Genomic DNA, 16,497 nt, shown 5'->3' with positions numbered 1-16,497 from the left:
CCGGAACCATTCATGAAAATCCTCCGAGGCCTCTGGAACCGCGCCCCCGCCGCCACCGGCTGCGCCCTGACCATTGGCAATTTCGATGGCGTGCACCGCGGCCACCAGGCCATGCTCGCGCTGCTGCGCAACGAGGCACGCCACCGCGGCGTGCCAACCTGCGCCATGACCTTCGAGCCGCATCCGCGCGACTTCTTTGCTGCTGTGCACCGCAAGCCCGAACTCGCCCCGGCCCGCATCGCCACCCTGCGCGACAAACTCGAAGAGCTGGAACGCTGCGGGGTCGACCAGTGCGTGGTGCTGCCTTTCAACCAGCGGCTGGCGGCGCTGCCGCCGCAAGCCTTCATCCAGGACATCCTGGTCCATGCGCTTGGGGTGAAGTACGTGCTGGTGGGGGACGACTTCCGCTTCGGCGCCCAGCGCGCGGGCGACTACGCGATGCTGGACGCCGCCGGTTCCGGCATGGGCTTCGACGTTGCGCGCATGCAGAGTTACGAGGTGCATGGCACACGCGTCAGCAGTTCGGCCGTGCGCGAGGCCCTGGCGGCTGGCGACATGGACCGTGTCGCAGCGCTGCTGGGCCGCCCCTACGCCGTCAGCGGACACGTTGTGCATGGTCGCAAGCTGGGCCGCCAGCTGGCCGAATCGGCACCCGGTCGCGGCGATGGCTTTCGCACCCTGAACCTGCGCTTTTCGCACTGGAAGCCGGCCGCCAGCGGCATCTTCGCGGTGCAGGTGCACGGTCTGATGCCTGCGGGCAGCCCGCCGATCGCGGGCGTGGCCAACCTGGGGGTGCGCCCCTCGCTGGACCCCGACGACGTCAACGGTGGGCGTGTTCTGCTCGAAACCCATTGCCTGGACTGGCCAGCCGAACTGGCCGCGACCCTGCCCGATGGGGAGGCCTACGGTAAAATCATCCGGGTGGAACTGCTGCACAAACTGCACGACGAGCTCAAGTACGACAGCCTGGACGCCCTGACCAAGGGCATCGCCAAGGACTGCGACGACGCACGCGCGTTTTTTGCCTCGCTGCACACCCAGACGCACCGGCAGACCACGCGCGACCGAATTTGACGCCGCTGCCGGGGTGAACGCCCCGGGCCGCGCGCCCTCTGACTGGCTCGGGGCGACCCGCCCCCTTCCCGTGCGCCCCGCCGCACCACCGAGCCTGCCCTTGCCTTCCCGAATTCGAAAGCCGAAACACCATGTCTGACCAACCCGCTGCCCCGAAAAAAGAGGCCAAGCCCGAAGCCAGCGGCGGCGCGTACCGCGCCACGCTGAACATGCCCGACACGCCGTTCCCGATGCGCGGCGATCTGCCCAAGCGCGAACCGGCCTGGGTGGCCGAATGGAACGAAGGTGGCCTGTACAAGCGCCTGCGCGACGCACGCCAGGGCGCGCCGCTGTTCGTGCTGCACGACGGCCCGCCGTACGCCAACGGCAAGCTGCACATCGGCCATGCGCTGAACAAGGTGCTCAAGGACATGATCGTCAAGTCGCGCCAACTGGCCGGCTTCGACGCGCAGTACATCCCCGGCTGGGACTGTCACGGTCTGCCGATCGAGAACGCGATCGAGAAGCTGCACGGCCGCAACCTGGGCCGCGACGACATGCAGGCCAAGAGCCGCGCCTACGCCACCGAACAGATCAACCAGCAGCGCGAAGACTTCAAACGCCTGGGCGTGCTGGGCGACTGGGAGCGCCCGTACCGCACGATGGACCCGGCCAACGAAGCCGGCCAGATCCGCGCCTTCAAGCGCGTGATCGAGCGCGGCTTCGTCTACCGCGGCCTCAAGCCGGTGTACTGGTGCTTCGACTGCGGCAGCTCGCTGGCCGAGTTCGAGATCGAATACGCCGACAAGAAGAGCGACACGCTGGACGTGGCGTTCGAGTCCAATGACGCAGCCGGCCTGGCCCAGGCTTTTGGCCTGAGCGCCCTGCCCGCCGGCAAACAGGCCTTTGCCGTCATCTGGACCACCACCGCCTGGACCATCCCCGCCAACCAGGCGCTCAACGCCCACCCCGAGCTGGAGTACGCCCTGGTGGACACGCCCAAGGGCGTGCTGCTGCTGGGCGCCAGCCTGGTCGAGAAATGCCTGGAGCGCTTCTGCCTGACCGGCAACGTGCTGGCCACGGCCAAGGGCGAGGCCCTGCGCGGCCAGGTGTTCCGCCATCCGCTATATGACGTGGGTAGCGACCTGCCGGACAGCGGCAACGAATACAGCTACAAGCGCCTCTCGCCGCTGTACCTGGCCGACTACGTCAGCGACGGCGACGGCACCGGCATCGTGCACTCGGCCCCCGCCTACGGTGTGGACGACTTCAACAGCTGCGTGGCCCACGGCCTGCGCTACGACCAGATCCTCAACCCGGTGCTGGGCAACGGCGTCTATGCGGAAGAACTGCCGCTGTTCGGCGGGCAGCACATCTGGAAGGCCTGCCCGGTCATCATCGAGACGCTGCGCGAGCATGGCCGCCTGATGGCCACCCAGGCCATCACCCACAGCTACCCGCATTGCTGGCGCCACAAGACGCCCGTGATCTACCGCGCCGCCGCGCAGTGGTTCGTGCGCATGGACGAGGGTGAAGGCGTCTTCACGAAAGACAAGGCGCCCAAGACCCTGCGCCAGCTCGCGCTGGACGCGATCGACCACACCAGCTTCTACCCCGAGAACGGCAAGGCCCGCCTGCGCGACATGATCGCCAACCGCCCCGACTGGTGCATCTCGCGCCAGCGTTCGTGGGGCGTGCCGGTGCCCTTCTTCCTCCACAAGGATTCGGGCGAGCTGCACCCGCGCACGATGGAGATCCTCGACCAGGCGGCCGACATCGTGGAAAAGGGCGGCATCGAAGCCTGGAGCCGCGTGACCGCCGAAGAGATCCTGGGCGCCGACGCTCCGCAGTACACCAAGAGCACCGACATCCTGGAAGTGTGGTTCGACTCCGGCTCGACCTTCTGGCACGTGCTGCGCGGTTCGCACGCGAAGGCGTATCCGAACGGCGCCAGCCACGCGCAAGGCCCCGAGGCCGACCTGTACCTTGAGGGCCACGACCAGCACCGCGGCTGGTTCCACAGCTCGCTGCTGCTGGGCTGCGCCATCTACGACCGTGCCCCGTACAAGGGTCTGCTGACCCACGGCTTCGCCACCGACGGCCAGGGCCGCAAGATGAGCAAGTCGCTGGGCAACACGGTCGAGCCGCAGTCGGTCACCAGCAAGCTCGGCGCCGAGATCGTGCGCCTGTGGGTGGGCGCGACCGATTATTCGGGCGACCTGAACATCGACGACAAGATCCTGGCCCGTGTGGTCGACGCCTACCGCCGCATCCGCAACACGCTGCGCTTCCTGATGGCCAACACGGTCGACTTCGACCCGGCAAAGGACGCCGTGCCGCTGGACCAGATGCTGGAGATCGACCGCTACGCGCTGGCCCGCGCCAGCGAGCTGCAGGCACAGATCCTGGCGCACTTCGACGTCTACGAGTTCCACCCGGTGGTGAGCAAGCTGCAGGTCTACTGCTCGGAAGACCTGGGCGCGTTCTACCTGGACGTGCTCAAGGACCGGCTCTACACCACGGCGCCCAAGAGCCTGGCGCGCCGTTCGGCCCAGACCGCGCTGCACCAGATCACCCACGCCATGCTGCGCTGGATGGCGCCCATCCTCAGCTTCACCGCCGAAGAGGCCTGGGCCGTGTTCGCCAAGGACTCGACCAAGGGCTCGATCTTCTTCGAGACCTTCTCGCCCCTGCCCTCGGCCAACGAGGCGCTGCTGGCCAAGTGGGCACGCATCCGCGAGATCCGCGACACCGCCAACAAGGCGATCGAAGACCTGCGCACCGCGGGACAGGTGGGCGCCTCGCTGCAGGCCACGCTGACGATCACCGCCGGCCCAGACGACGCGGCCCTGCTGCGCTCACTGGGCGCCGATCTGAAGTTCGTCACCATCACCTCGGCCGTGGCCGTGGTTGACGGCGCCGAACTGGCCGTCACGGTGACGCCCAGTGCTGCGACCAAGTGCGAGCGCTGCTGGCACTACGTCGACGACGTGGGCAGCCACGCCGGGCATCCGACCCTCTGCGGCCGTTGCGTGAGCAACCTGGCCGAAGCGGCCGGCACCGGCGCCGGTGAAACGAGGACGATCGCCTGATGGCCAAACGCAAAGCTTCCCTCTGGCCCTGGCTGGCGCTGGCCCTGGGCATCGTGCTGCTTGACCAGCTGACCAAGTGGCTGATCCTCGGCCAGTACCAGCTGGGCGACAGCACGCCCGTCACCAGCTTCTTCAACATCGTGCGGGTGCACAACACCGGCGCCGCCTTCAACTTCCTGGCCTCGGCCGGTGGCTGGCAGCGCTGGTTCTTCATCGGCCTGAGCACGGCCGTGGCCGGCTTCATCGTCTGGATGCTGCACTCGCATGCCAACCAAAAGCTGTTTTCCTTCGCGCTCGCCAGCATCCTGGCCGGCGCGATCGGCAACAACCTGATCGACCGCGTGGTGCACGGTTACGTGGTCGACTTCTTCGACTTCCACTGGCCGTTCCTCGCCGGGATCTTCCCCGGCGGCCACTTCCCGGCCTTCAACATCGCCGACGCGGGCATCACCATCGGTGCCATCGCGCTGATCCTCGACGAGATCCTGCGGGTCCGCAAGAGTCGCTAGAAGGAGCGCCCCCACGCTCCGCCGCTGCGCGGGTCGCTGCCCCAGGAGCGGGAATCGCCCGGTCATTGCCGGGTGTGGGGCCGATCCGGCTTGGGGCGGCCCGGCGCCGGATCGGTCGCCCCCACGCTCCCCCGCTCTGCGGCCCGGCGTATAGTCTGCGCAGTCATGAAACAGCTGCTCAATCTGCTGGCGGCCATCGCGCTGCTGGTCTGGGGAACCCATCTGGTCCGCACCGGTGTGCTGCGGGTGATGGGCAGCAAGCTGCGGCAGGTGCTGGCGGCCAGCCTGTCCAACCGCTTCAAGGCCGCGCTCTCGGGCCTGGGCGTGACAGCCCTGGTGCAGTCCAGCACCGCCACCGCCCTCATCACCGCCTCCTTCGTCGGCCGCGGGTTGATCACCCTGCCGGCCGCACTGGCCGTCATGCTGGGCGCCGACATCGGCACGGCCGTCATGGCCGTCGTGTTCTCGTTCGACTTGTCCTGGCTTTCGCCGCTCTTCATCTTTGTCGGAGTGACGCTGTTCATCCTTCGCCAGGGGTCGCAGATCGGTGACGTGGGCCGCGTGCTCATCGGCCTCGGACTCATGCTGTTGGCGCTGCAGCTGGTGGGTCAGGCCACCCACGTGCTCACCGGCAACCCGGCGGTACAGCTGATGCTGGAATCGCTCACCAGCGACCGGGTGCTCGAGATCCTGGTCGGTGCCACGCTCGCGGTGCTGTCGTATTCGAGTCTGGCCGTGGTGCTGCTGACCGCGACGCTGGCGATCAACGTGGTCGGCATCGATGTGGCGCTGGGTCTGGTGCTGGGCGCCAACCTGGGCAGCGGCCTGCTGGCAGTGCTGACCACCGCCAAGTCCAACCTCGCCACCCGTCAGGTGCCGCTGGGCAACCTGCTGTTCAAGCTGATGGGCGTGGCCATCGCTCCGGCACTCATTCCGTTGTGGCTCAAATGGGTCTCGCCAATGGTCCCCGACCCTGCAACCCAGACCGTGCTGTTCCATCTCTGCTTCAACGCGCTGGTGGGCACCTGCTTCATCGGATTGACCGGCCCGGTGGCAGGATGGGTCGACCGCCTGATGCCGCTGCAGCGCTCGGGCAGCGCGCTGGACCGCCCCAACCACCTCGACCCTTCCGCGCTCGCCACGCCGTCGCTGGCGATTTCCTGCGCGGCGCGCGAGGCGCTGCACCAGGCCGACGTGGTGGAAACGATGCTGCGCGGCGTGATGACGGTGATCAAGACCAACGACCTGCAGCTGGCGCAGGACCTGCGCAAGATGGACGACACGGTCGACGGACTGTACTCAGCCATCAAGTACTACCTGACCAAGATTTCGCGCGAACAGCTCACCGACAAGGAAAGCCGCCGCTGGACCGACATCATCAGCTTCACGATCAACATGGAGCAGATCGGTGACACGGTCGAGCGGGTGCTGCTGGACATCGAGGACAAGAAGATCCGCAAGGGCCGCGAGTTCTCCGAAGCCGGTATGACCGAGATCAGCGCCATGCACGCGCGGCTGCTGGACAACCTGCGCCTGGGCATGAGCGTTTTCCTCGACGGCAATGTGCGCGACGCGCAGCGCCTGCTGCAAGAGAAGGTGCGCTTTCGCGAGATGGAGCGCGAGTACGCCAGCAGCCACTTGGAACGTCTGGCCGACCGCAGCACGCCCAGCATGGAGAGCAGCTCGCTGCACATCGACCTGATCAGCGATCTGAAGCGCATCAACTCGCACATCTGCTCGATCGCCTACCCGATCCTCGACTCGGCCGGCGCCCTCGCACCCAGCCGCCTGCGTGACAGCCGTCTGCAGGGCCTGGAGACTCCGCCTCGCCACTGAACACAAGGCGCTGTGCTAACCTGATTTTTCGATTTTCCCCACTGGAGACACACCATGCCCGGACTGCTGCCCCACATCGATCCCGACGGACTGCTGGAATTCTCGGTCGTCTACACCGACCGCGCCCTCAACCACATGTCCAAGCGCTTCCAGGGCGTGATGACCGAGATCTCGACCATGCTCAAGCAGGTCTACGGTGCGAACTCGGCGGTGCTGGTGCCCGGCAGCGGCACCTTTGGCATGGAGTCGGTGGCGCGCCAGTTCGCGCACGGCAAGCATGTCATGGTGATCCGCAACGGCTGGTTCAGCTACCGCTGGACCCAGATCTTCGACATGGGTTCGATCCCGGCCAGCCACACGGTGCTCAAGGCGCGGCAAGTGACACCCGGCGCGCAGTCGCCCTGGACGCCCGCGCCGATCGATGAAGTGAAGGCCGCGATCGCGAAAGAGAAGCCGGCGCTGGTGTTCGCGCCGCACGTCGAAACCGCGGCCGGCATGATCCTGCCCGACGACTACCTCCAGGCCGTGGCCGAGGCGGTGCACGCCGTGGGCGGCCTGTTCGTGCTGGACTGCATCGCTTCCGGTGCGATGTGGGTCGACATGAAGGCCACGGGCGTCGACATCCTGATCTCGGCCCCGCAAAAGGGCTGGAGCAGCTCGCCCTGCTGCGCCATGGTCATGCTCAGCGAGCGTGCCCGGCAAGCCATCGACGCCACGCAGAGCACCACCTTCGCGATGGATCTCAAGAAGTGGCTGCAGATCATGGAGACCTACGAAGGCGGTGGCCACGCGTACCACACCACCCTGCCGACCGACGCGCTGCAACGCCTGTGCGACACCATGAAGGAAACCAAGGCCTACGGCTTCGCCAAGGTGCGCGACGAACAGATCGCGCTCGGCCGCGAAGTGCGCGAGCTGCTGGAGTCGAACGGCTTCGCCAGCGTGGCGGCGGCCGGCTTCCAGGCACCCGGCGTGGTGGTCAGCTACACGACCGACCCCGACATCCAGAACAGCAAGAAATTCCTCGCCGCCGGCCTGCAGACCGCCGCAGGTGTGCCGCTGCAATGCGACGAAGGTGCGGACTTCAAGACCTTCCGCATCGGCCTGTTCGGGCTGGACAAGTGGCACGACGTGAACCACACAGTGGACCACCTGCGCACTGCGCTCGCCACGGTGGCGCCCGCTGCCGTGCCAGCCTGACACGGCAGACACATCGAGTGTGCGCATGCAACATGCGTTCACACGACTTCACGCAGTCGACAAGCGGCCGATACGCCTCAGCCATGTGAGAACTCCACGATGAGGGTGTGCGCAATCCCTGCGCATCACCCTTATCTTTCTGGAGATCCCATGACCCGAATCGTTACCCTCAGCACCACCCTGGGCCTAGCCCTGCTGGCCACCGCTGCACAGGCGCAGAACATGTACGGCGAGGTGGGCTACACCGGTCTGGACTACAAGGCCTCGGGCCTCAAGGCCAGTCCCGGCATGGTCCGCGGCCTGATCGGCTACGAGATCACGCCGCAGCTTGCGGTGGAAGGCGTGCTCGGTCTGAACGCGAAGTCGGACACCGTCGCGGGCAGCACGCTCAAGCTGGACAACACCATCGGCGTGTTCGGCAAGGCACAGCTGCCCCTGGGTGACGCCTTCAAGCTCTACGGCCGCGTCGGCGTGGCGCGCACCAGCCTCAAGTTCGGCGGTGTCTCCGACACCAGCACCGGCCTGGCCTATGGCGCGGGTGCGACCTACGACCTGAGCAAGACGACCTACCTCAACCTCGACTACACCCGCTACCAGGACAAGGACAGCAAGACACTCGGCGGCATCACCGCCGGCGTCGGCTTCCGCTTCTGACGCTCAGGGCAGCAGCACGGTGCAGCCCGTGGTGGCACGGGCTTCGAGGCTCTCGTGGGCCTTGCGCACATCGGTCAGCGCAAAGCGCTGGTCGATGCGGATCTTCACCGCGCCGCTGCCCACCACGGCGAACAGGTCGTCGGCCATGGCCTGCGTGCGTTCGCGGTTGCTGATGTGGGTGAACAGGGTCTGGCGCGTGACGTAGATCGAACCCTTGGGACCCAGGATGCCGGGCGCGAACGGCGCCACCGGGCCGCTGGCGTTGCCGAAGCTCACCATCAGGCCAAAGGGCCGCAGGCAGTCGAGCGACTTTTCGAAAGTGTCCTTGCCGACCGAGTCGTAGACCACCTTCACGCCCTGGCCGCCGGTGATCTCTTTCACGCGGGCGACGAAGTCTTCGGTGCGGTAGTTGACGCTGAACTCGGCGCCGTGCTCGCGCGCCAGCGCGCACTTGTCGTCGCTGCCCGCCGTGCCGATCAGGCGCAGGCCCAGCGCCTTGGCCCACTGGCAGGCGATCAGCCCCACACCGCCCGCGGCGGCGTGGAACAGCACAAAGTCGCCCGGCTCCAGCCCCTCGACCGGTTTGCAACGCTTGAGCAGGTACTGCGCGGTCAGGCCCTTGAGCATCATGGCCGCGCCGGTCTCGAACGAGATGCCATCGGGCAGCTGGCACACGTTCATCGCCGGCATCACCCGCACATCGCAGTAGCTGCCTGGCTTGCCGGCCGCATAGGCCGCGCGGTCACCGGCTTTGAGGTGGGTGACACCTTCGCCCACTGCCTCAATCACGCCCGCACCTTCCATGCCCAGCGCCAGCGGCATCGGGTTGGGATACAGGCCGGTGCGCTGGTACACGTCGATGAAGTTCAGGCCAATGGCGTGGTGGCGGATGCGGATTTCGCCGGGGCCGGGATCGCCCACCTCCACGGTGTCGACCACGAGCTGTTCGGGGCCGCCATGGGCGTGGATGCGCACGGCGCGGCTGGTCTGGGTCATGTCTTGTCTCCTCAGGTTGGCAACAGCGCACATGCTGCCACGATTCCATCGTGTCGCCAGCAGCACAGGCGACCAGCCCCTCGCCGGCGCGGGGCATGGCCGCGTGGGTACAGTCGCCCGATGACTGCCTCTGCCCGCCTGACACCTGCCACCGCCGCCTTGCTGCTGGTCCCGCCGCTGCTGTGGGCCGGCAACGCCATCGTCGGCCGGCTGATGCAGGGCAGCATCCCGCCGATCACCTTCAACTTTCTGCGCTGGGTGCTGGCGTTTGCCCTCCTGCTGCCGCTGGGTGCCTGGGCCATCGGCCGGCGCAGCCCCGTCTGGGCCCACTGGCGGCGATTTGCCCTGCTGGGCCTGCTGAGCGTGGCGCTGTACAACGCGCTGCAGTACATGGCGCTCAAGACCTCGACACCGATCAATGTGACCCTGGTCGCCGCCAGCATGCCGGTTTGGATGCTGCTGCTGGGACGTGTGTTCTACGGGGTGGCGGTGACGCGCCGTGCGGCACTGGGTGCGCTGTTCTCGCTGTCCGGCGTGGTGGTGGTGCTGACCCGCGGCGACTGGCACCAGTTGCGCGCGCTGCAGCTGGTGCCGGGCGACGCTTGGATGGTCGCCGCATCCATCACCTGGGCCGGCTACAGCTGGATGCTGGCGCGGCCCGCGCCCGGCAGCGAACCGGCCGAGGTGCGGCGCGACTGGGCGGCGTTCCTCCTGACCCAGGTCACGTTTGGTCTGATGTGGTCCAGCGTGATGACGGCAGGCGAATGGGCATTGCTGCCGACGCTGCCCGAAGGCGAGCATCACCTGCGCTGGGGCTGGCCGCTGGCGCTGTCACTGCTCTATGTGGCGGTCGGTCCGTCGCTGCTGGCCTACCGCGCCTGGGGCGCCGGCGTTGCTAGGGTCGGCCCGACCGTGGCCGGCTTCTTCAGCAACCTCACACCGCTGTTCGCCGCGCTGATGTCGGCCACCCTGCTGGGCGAGCCGCCACACCTGTACCACCTCGCCGGCTTCGTGCTGATCGTGGGCGGGATCCTCGTCAGCTCGCGGCGCTAGGCCTCAGTACGTGCCGGGGTAGGCGCCGCCATCGGGCAGGATGTTCTGCCCGTTGATGTACGCCGCCTGCCGGCTGCAGAGGAAGGCGCAGATGGCACCGAACTCGTCGGGCGAGCCGAAACGCCGGGCTGGAATCTGTGTCACCTGCGCGGCCCGTACCTCATCCACGCTCTTGCCGGTCTTGGCTGCGGCGCCGGCCAGCGTGCCCTGCAGGCGGTCGGTGTCGAACTTGCCAGGCAGCAGGTTGTTGATGGTCACGCCCTGCGCCGCGATGCCGCTGCGCGCCACGCCCGCCACAAAACCCGTCAGGCCGCTGCGCGCACCGTTGGACAGGCCCAGGATGTCGATCGGCGCCTTCACTGCACTGCTGGTGATGTTGACGATGCGGCCGAAACCGCGCGCCGCCATGCCGTCGACCGTGGCCTTGATCAGCTCGATCGGTGTCAGCATGTTGGCGTCCACGGCCCGGATCCATGCATCCCGGTCCCAGCTGCGGAAGTCACCCGTCGGCGGACCACCCGCATTGGTGACCACAATGTCGAAGTCCGTACCCGGGCCGCCTGGCACCGAGAAGGCTGCGGCCCTGCCTTCGGCAGTGGTGATGTCGGCAGCCACGGCAATGATCTGCACGCCCGGGAACGCTTCGCGCAGCCGCGTTGCAGACGCCTGCAGAGCCTCTGCACCGCGCGCGACCATCACGACATTCACCCCCTCGGCGGCCAGCGCCTGCGCACACCCGAGGCCAAGGCCTTTGCTCGCGCCACACACCAGCGCCCGTTTGCCTGCGATGCCCAGATCCATGTTTTCTGCTCCGGTTACTTGAGGACGTCTACGCTTGCCTGGTCTCGGTCACCGGACGACCGAAGCGCGTGACGATGAACACGCCGGACACCACCAGCACCGTGCCGGCGACGATCCAGCCGGTGAAGGGTTCGTCCAGGATCAGCACGCCCATGGCGATGGTCGACATCGGACCGATCATGCCGGTCTGCGCCGCCAGTCCGGCGCCGATGCGTTCGATCGCCATCATCACCATGATCACCGGCGCGAAGGTGCAGGCAGTCGCGTTGAGCACCGACAGCCAGATCACTTCGGGCGCGACCTGTGCCGCGCTCATCGGCCGCAGCAGCGCGAACTGCGCCAGGCACAGCAGGCAGGCCACGCTGGTCGCCAGCCCGACCAGGCGCATCGCACCCAGCCGCTTGACCATCTCGCCGCTGTAGACCAGATAGATCGCGTAGCTGATGGCGCTGCCGAACACCAGCACCGCGCCCAGCACGGCGCCCTGACCGGCGAAGTTGGCCTCGTGGCCGAACACCAGTAGCACGCCCGCATAGCTCACCGCCATGGCGCCCGCCTGCAGGCCGCTGATGCGCCGGCCGTACAGCAGCCAGCCGAGAACGAGCACCAGGGTCGGGTTGAGGTACAGGATCAGCCGCTCCAGGCTGGCGCTGATGTAGCTCAGCCCCCAGAAATCGAGAAAGCTCGCGAGGTAGTAGCCGGTCACCCCGAGGCCTAGGATGCCCAGCCAGTCCTTGCGGGTGAGCGGCGTCCGCGCACCGCCGCCCTGCCGGTAGGTGGCCCACCAGGCCAGCGCCAGGAACATCGGCAGCGCGAACAGCATGCGGTACATGATCAGCGTCACGGCGTCGACGCCGTGGCGGTAGGCCAGCTTGACGATGATGGCCTTGCCGCTGAACGCGATCGATCCGGCGCTCGCCAGGATCAGGCCGGAAACCAGGTGGGGAGGTCGGGAGGCGGAAACCGTCATCGGTTCGATTATCGGCAGCGCCCGGCGCACGGGCTGTCGCACTTGGCGATGGGCGCCTTCGCCGTCAGTCTTTGGGCGAAGCCAGGCGGGCCGCATCGACGATGCGGTAGACACGGCCGATCTTGTCCATGGATTCGATCAGGCCCTCGCGGGCAAATGCGTTCAGGGTGCGGCTGACGGTTTCCAGCTTGAGATCGAGCATCGCGCCCATGTCCTCGCGCGAGAACAGCGTGGAGATGTCCGGATCGTGCGGAGACCGCATCTTCAGGATCAGACCGGCCAGGCGCTGGCGCGCATTGCCGAAGTTGAGGTCGGCCAGCCAGTCGTCGGCCTCCTTGAGGCTGCTGTGCCAGCGTTCCAGCAGGCGCTGATGCAGGCGCGGCGTTTCCCGGTCCAGACGCTGGATCACCTGCAGCGGCAGGCGGCAGACCTTGACGCTGGTCAGCGCGATCGCATCCGACTCGTACACCGGCCCCAGCAGCGCCTCCAGGCCGATCACGTCACCGCTGCGCAGCACACGCACGATGCGCTGTCGGCCATCCAGCGTGTTGCGCACCAGCTTGACCATGCCCGAGCGCACGGCAAACAGCGAAGTCGCCGTGTCGCCCGCACGCGCCAGCGGCTGTCCGGGCGCGTACTCCAGATCGTCGATCGGCGTGTGAATCAGGTCGAAGTCTTCGTCGTGCAGGTCGGCAAACAGCATCTCCTCGCGGATGCCGCAGGCACGGCAATCCGCGGTGCCGCGCCAGGCCGATTCGGTCTTGATGGGAATCACGCGTTCGACCTCATCCGTTGACCGGCGGCGTGCTGGCCAGCACCTCTTCCAGCGTGGTCAGGCCTTCGGCGATCCGGGCTGCACCGGCCAGGCGCAGTGGGCGCATGCCATCGGTCACACCCTGACGCCGCAGGGTTTCCATCCGCGGTTCGTGGTTGACCTTGTCCTTGAAGGCTTCGCTGATCGTGAGCAGCTCGTACAGGCCGGTGCGACCGCGGTAGCCGGTCATGCGGCACTCGACGCAGCCGACCGGCTGGTAGGGCCGGTAGGAGCCGCTGATCTGCCAGGGTTTGACCACCTCGGCCAGCGCCACCAGCGAGGTCGCTGTCGTGGCGTCGTCCTCGCGCACCTTGCAGGAAGGGCACAGCGTGCGCACCAGCCGCTGCGCCAGCACCCCCAGCACCGTCGCATTGATCAGATAGGGCGGCACACCCAGCTCCATCAGCCGCATGATCGCGCTGGGCGCGTCATTGGTGTGCAGCGTCGAGAGCACCAGGTGACCAGTCAGCGCCGCCTGCACCGCCATCTCTGCGGTCGGCAGATCGCGGATTTCACCCACCATGATGATGTCCGGGTCCTGCCGCATCAGGGCCCGTAGGCCCTGGGCGAAGTCCAGGTCGAGGTGTGGCTGCACCTGGGTCTGGTTGAAGGCCGGCTCGATCATTTCGATCGGGTCCTCGACCGTGCTGACGTTGACCTCTTCGGTCGCCAGCCGCTTGAGCGTGGCGTACAGCGTCGTGGTCTTGCCCGAGCCTGTCGGACCGGTCACCAGGATGATGCCGTGCGGGCGCTTGGTGAGTCCCTCCCAGCGTGGAGCGTCGACGGACGAGAAGCCCAGCGCGGCCAGGTCCTTGACGGTCGCGTCCGGGTCGAAGATCCGCATCACCAGCTTTTCACCGAAAGCCGTCGGCAGCGTCGACAGACGCATTTCGACTTCGTCGCCCTTGCTCTGTCCGACACCGGGGCGCAGCGTCTTGATGCGACCGTCCTGCGGGCGGCGGCGTTCGACCACGTCCATGCGGCCCAGCAACTTGATGCGCGCGATCATCGCGTTCATCACGGTCATCGGCATCTGGTAGACCGGATGCAGCACACCGTCGATGCGGAAGCGGATCACACCCTGCTCGCGGCGTGGCTCCAGGTGGATGTCGCTGGCGCGCTGGTCGAAGGCGTACTGCCAGAGCCAGTCGACCACCTGCACCACGTGCTGGTCGTTGGCGTCCAGCTTGTTGGCCTTGCCCAGTTCGACCAGTTGTTCGAAGGTACCGAAGGGGTTGGCCTGGTTCCCCATCTTGCTGGCCGCGCGGACCGAACGGGCCAGAGCGAAGAACTCGCCGGTGTAGCGCGCCACGTCCTGCGGCGGCGCCACCACCACGCGCACGCTCTTGCGTGTCTGGCGCTCGACTTCCGGAATCCAGTCGCGAACAAACGGCTCGGGCGTCGCCACCACCACCTCGGCCGGACCCACCTGCACCGGCAGCACCTTGTGGCGCTCGGCATAGGCCGCACTCATCACCTCGCCGACCTTGCCCACGTCGACCTTGAGCGGGTCGATGCGGAAATACTCCAGTCCGCTGCGCACGGCCAACCACTGGGTCAGCATCTCGACATCCATCACCTGCCCGTCAGACTGCCGTGTCATGCCCACGATCGCCAGCCGCTGCAGCGGGTGCTGGGCGCTGTGCGCCGACGCGCAGCGGGCCACCGTGCGCGCCGCCTCGTCGGACGAGATCACACCGTCTTCGCGCAGCCAGCTGACCAGATTGCGCCAGTCCAGCGGGCCGGACGCATCCTTCTTGGACGGTGCGGACTTGGTCGAGGTTTTCATGCGTGTTTCATTCCACCGGTTTGAAGATGCGCAGCCACTTGACGGCCGGCAGGTCCCAGCGCGAGCGGATTTCTTCGGCCCGCGCCAGCAGCTGCATGCGCGTCGGGCGCGAGGCCGTCCGCTGCGCCAGCACAATCGTATTGCCTTCGCGCGTCGGTTTGAAGGCCCACACCGCGTCGCGACCGAACGCCGCGCAGATGCTTTCCAGCGAACGCTCGTAGCTGGCGTCGCGGCCAAACAGGTTGACCGTCATGGCCCCCTCGTCGCTCAGCAGTGCCCGGCAATCGGCATAAAAATCCGGGCTGTCGAGCACCGGCGCCGCCGCCTCGTGGTCGTACAGGTCGACCTGCAGGGCGTCGACCACGCCTTGGTGCACCGCCTGGCGGATCTCGGTGCCGGCGTCGGCCAGCAGCACCCGCAGACGCGGTCCGTCGGGCGGCAGCTTGAACCAGCCCCGGCAGGCGGCGACCACCTGCGGATTGATCTCGACCGCCGTCGTGTCCATTCGTAACTTTTTGTAATGGAACTTGGTCAGGGCGGCCGAGCCCAGCCCCAGCTGCATGGCGCGGCGTTTGCCGACCGAGTCGGGTTCCACGAACAGCAGCCAGGCCATCATGCGCTGCACATAGTCCAGCTCGATGGCGAACGGGTCGTCAATGATCATCGAGCCCTGGATCCATTCCGTGCCCAGGTGCAGGAACCGCACCTCGCCGTCTTCCGACAGCGTCACTTCGGGCAGTTCCACCTTGGGGCTGCGTGACGGAGTCCTCATGCGAAGCCCCCTGTCACAACGGAAAGCAACACGCACATCACAAAAGGCACGCCAAGCCTGTTCGAGAGGCGTGCATGTCGCGGGGGATTCGTTTTGGCGAACAAAGATCGCATCGGGACAAGGTGTTCCAGGAGAAAGGATTCATTATGAACATGGAAGTGGTCTGGAATTTCCTCAGCACGCAGGGCACGGACTTCGGTCTGAAGATCCTGGGTGCGATTGCCGCCTGGGTGATCGGGCGCTGGCTGATTTCGCTGGCGGTGCGGCTGATCGGCTCGGGGCTCGAAAAGGGCAAGAAGATTGACGCCACACTGACGCAGTACCTCAAGTCCATCATCTCGGTGCTGCTGACGCTGATCCTGGTGCTGGCGATCCTCGACATCTTCGGCATCAAGACCACCTCGTTCGCCGCCCTTCTGGCCGGCGCGGGCTTGGCCATCGGTGCCGCCTGGAGCGGCATGCTGGGCAACTTCGCGGCTGGGCTGTTCCTGCAGGTGCTGCGGCCCTACAAGGTCGGTGACTTCATCAACGCCGGCGGCACGCTGGGCACGGTCAAGGAACTGGGTCTGTTCGCCACCACCATCCTCACGCCCGACAACGTGATGACCGTGGTCGGCAACAACAAGGTGTTCTCGGACAACGTGCAGAACTTCAGCGCCGAACCGTTCCGCCGCGTCGACTGCGTGGCCAAGGTGGCCAACAGCGTGGACGTGATGGACGCCATCGCCCGCCTGCGCCCGGCCATCGCCGCGATCCCGAACGTCAAGGACTCGCCGGCGCCGGACATCGAAATCCTGCAGTTCACGCCCGAAGGCCCGCTGCTGTGCGTGCGCCCGTACACCCACAACGACAGCTACTGGCAGGTCTACTTCGACACCCACAAGGCGATCGTCACGACGTTTGGCGCGGCCGGCTACCCGGTGCCGGAAACCCCCGTCGCGCACCGCACGGTGTGAGC

The 16,497-nt window shown here is 67.0% G+C and carries 14 protein-coding genes; 8 read left to right on the top strand and 6 right to left on the bottom strand.

The annotated features are described in order from the left end of the window. Positions 1-12: 12 nt before the first annotated feature. From ACLIJ1_RS00370 to ACLIJ1_RS00345, 6 genes are all read left to right on the top strand, one after another. Positions 13-1,074, top strand: coding sequence for a bifunctional riboflavin kinase/FAD synthetase (locus ACLIJ1_RS00370; protein WP_411363496.1), 1,062 nt, complete (start codon positions 13-15; stop codon positions 1,072-1,074). 131 nt (positions 1,075-1,205) lie between these two features. After that, on the top strand, positions 1,206-4,145 hold the full coding sequence (gene ileS, locus ACLIJ1_RS00365) for an isoleucine--tRNA ligase (RefSeq protein WP_411363495.1): 2,940 nt from the start codon (positions 1,206-1,208) through the stop codon (positions 4,143-4,145). Beyond that, complete coding sequence (gene lspA, locus ACLIJ1_RS00360) at positions 4,145-4,654, top strand: signal peptidase II (RefSeq protein WP_411363494.1); 510 nt, start codon at positions 4,145-4,147, stop codon at positions 4,652-4,654. Before ileS ends, lspA begins: the two co-directional genes overlap by 1 nt. A 165-nt stretch (positions 4,655-4,819) precedes the next feature. Continuing rightward, a complete protein-coding gene (locus tag ACLIJ1_RS00355; protein ID WP_411363493.1) occupies positions 4,820-6,490 on the top strand; it encodes a Na/Pi cotransporter family protein in 1,671 nt (556 codons plus the stop codon). A gap of 54 nt (positions 6,491-6,544) precedes the next feature. Further along, positions 6,545-7,690: an aminotransferase class V-fold PLP-dependent enzyme gene (locus ACLIJ1_RS00350; RefSeq protein ID WP_411363492.1), complete on the top strand. Its 1,146-nt coding sequence runs from the start codon at positions 6,545-6,547 to the stop codon at positions 7,688-7,690. 150 nt (positions 7,691-7,840) lie between these two features. Beyond that, positions 7,841-8,344 (top strand): porin family protein, encoded by a 504-nt coding sequence (locus ACLIJ1_RS00345; protein ID WP_411363491.1) that lies wholly within the window; start codon positions 7,841-7,843, stop codon positions 8,342-8,344. A 3-nt stretch (positions 8,345-8,347) separates the two neighbouring features. Here the strand turns inward: ACLIJ1_RS00345 and ACLIJ1_RS00340 are convergent, their stop codons facing one another. After that, entirely contained in the window at positions 8,348-9,340 is a 993-nt protein-coding gene (locus ACLIJ1_RS00340) for a quinone oxidoreductase family protein (RefSeq protein WP_411363490.1), read from the bottom strand. Between the two features lie 120 nt (positions 9,341-9,460). Between ACLIJ1_RS00340 and ACLIJ1_RS00335 the strand changes: the two genes are divergently transcribed. Next, positions 9,461-10,393, top strand: a complete 933-nt coding sequence (locus ACLIJ1_RS00335) for a DMT family transporter (RefSeq protein WP_411363489.1) — start codon at positions 9,461-9,463, stop codon at positions 10,391-10,393. Positions 10,394-10,396: 3 nt separating this feature from the next. On the opposite strand, the gene ACLIJ1_RS00330 is transcribed toward ACLIJ1_RS00335, so the two are convergent. The 5 genes from ACLIJ1_RS00330 to ACLIJ1_RS00310 all read right to left on the bottom strand — a co-directional run bounded on the left by ACLIJ1_RS00330 (position 10,397) and on the right by ACLIJ1_RS00310 (position 15,539). After that, entirely contained in the window at positions 10,397-11,194 is a 798-nt protein-coding gene (locus ACLIJ1_RS00330) for an SDR family oxidoreductase (protein ID WP_411363488.1), read from the bottom strand. 28 nt (positions 11,195-11,222) lie between these two features. After that, positions 11,223-12,164: a DMT family transporter gene (locus ACLIJ1_RS00325; protein ID WP_411363487.1), complete on the bottom strand. Its 942-nt coding sequence runs from the start codon at positions 12,162-12,164 to the stop codon at positions 11,223-11,225. Between the two features lie 64 nt (positions 12,165-12,228). Further along, positions 12,229-12,939, bottom strand: coding sequence for a Crp/Fnr family transcriptional regulator (locus tag ACLIJ1_RS00320; protein WP_411363486.1), 711 nt, complete (start codon positions 12,937-12,939; stop codon positions 12,229-12,231). A gap of 10 nt (positions 12,940-12,949) precedes the next feature. Beyond that, complete coding sequence (locus ACLIJ1_RS00315; RefSeq protein ID WP_411363485.1) at positions 12,950-14,767, bottom strand: GspE/PulE family protein; 1,818 nt, start codon at positions 14,765-14,767, stop codon at positions 12,950-12,952. A gap of 7 nt (positions 14,768-14,774) precedes the next feature. Beyond that, entirely contained in the window at positions 14,775-15,539 is a 765-nt protein-coding gene (locus ACLIJ1_RS00310; RefSeq protein WP_411363484.1) for a spermidine synthase, read from the bottom strand. A 146-nt stretch (positions 15,540-15,685) separates the two neighbouring features. Here ACLIJ1_RS00310 and ACLIJ1_RS00305 point away from each other — a divergent pair, with 146 nt between their 5' ends. After that, complete coding sequence (locus ACLIJ1_RS00305; protein ID WP_411363483.1) at positions 15,686-16,495, top strand: mechanosensitive ion channel family protein; 810 nt, start codon at positions 15,686-15,688, stop codon at positions 16,493-16,495. The last annotated feature ends 2 nt before the right edge of the window (positions 16,496-16,497 follow it).

This window comes from Hydrogenophaga sp. RWCD_12 (assembly GCF_046604225.1).
Classification (GTDB): Bacteria; Pseudomonadota; Gammaproteobacteria; order Burkholderiales; family Burkholderiaceae_C; genus Hydrogenophaga.
The sequence above is the reverse complement of the archived record's forward strand: the minus strand, read 5'-3'. Positions and strand labels throughout refer to the sequence as shown.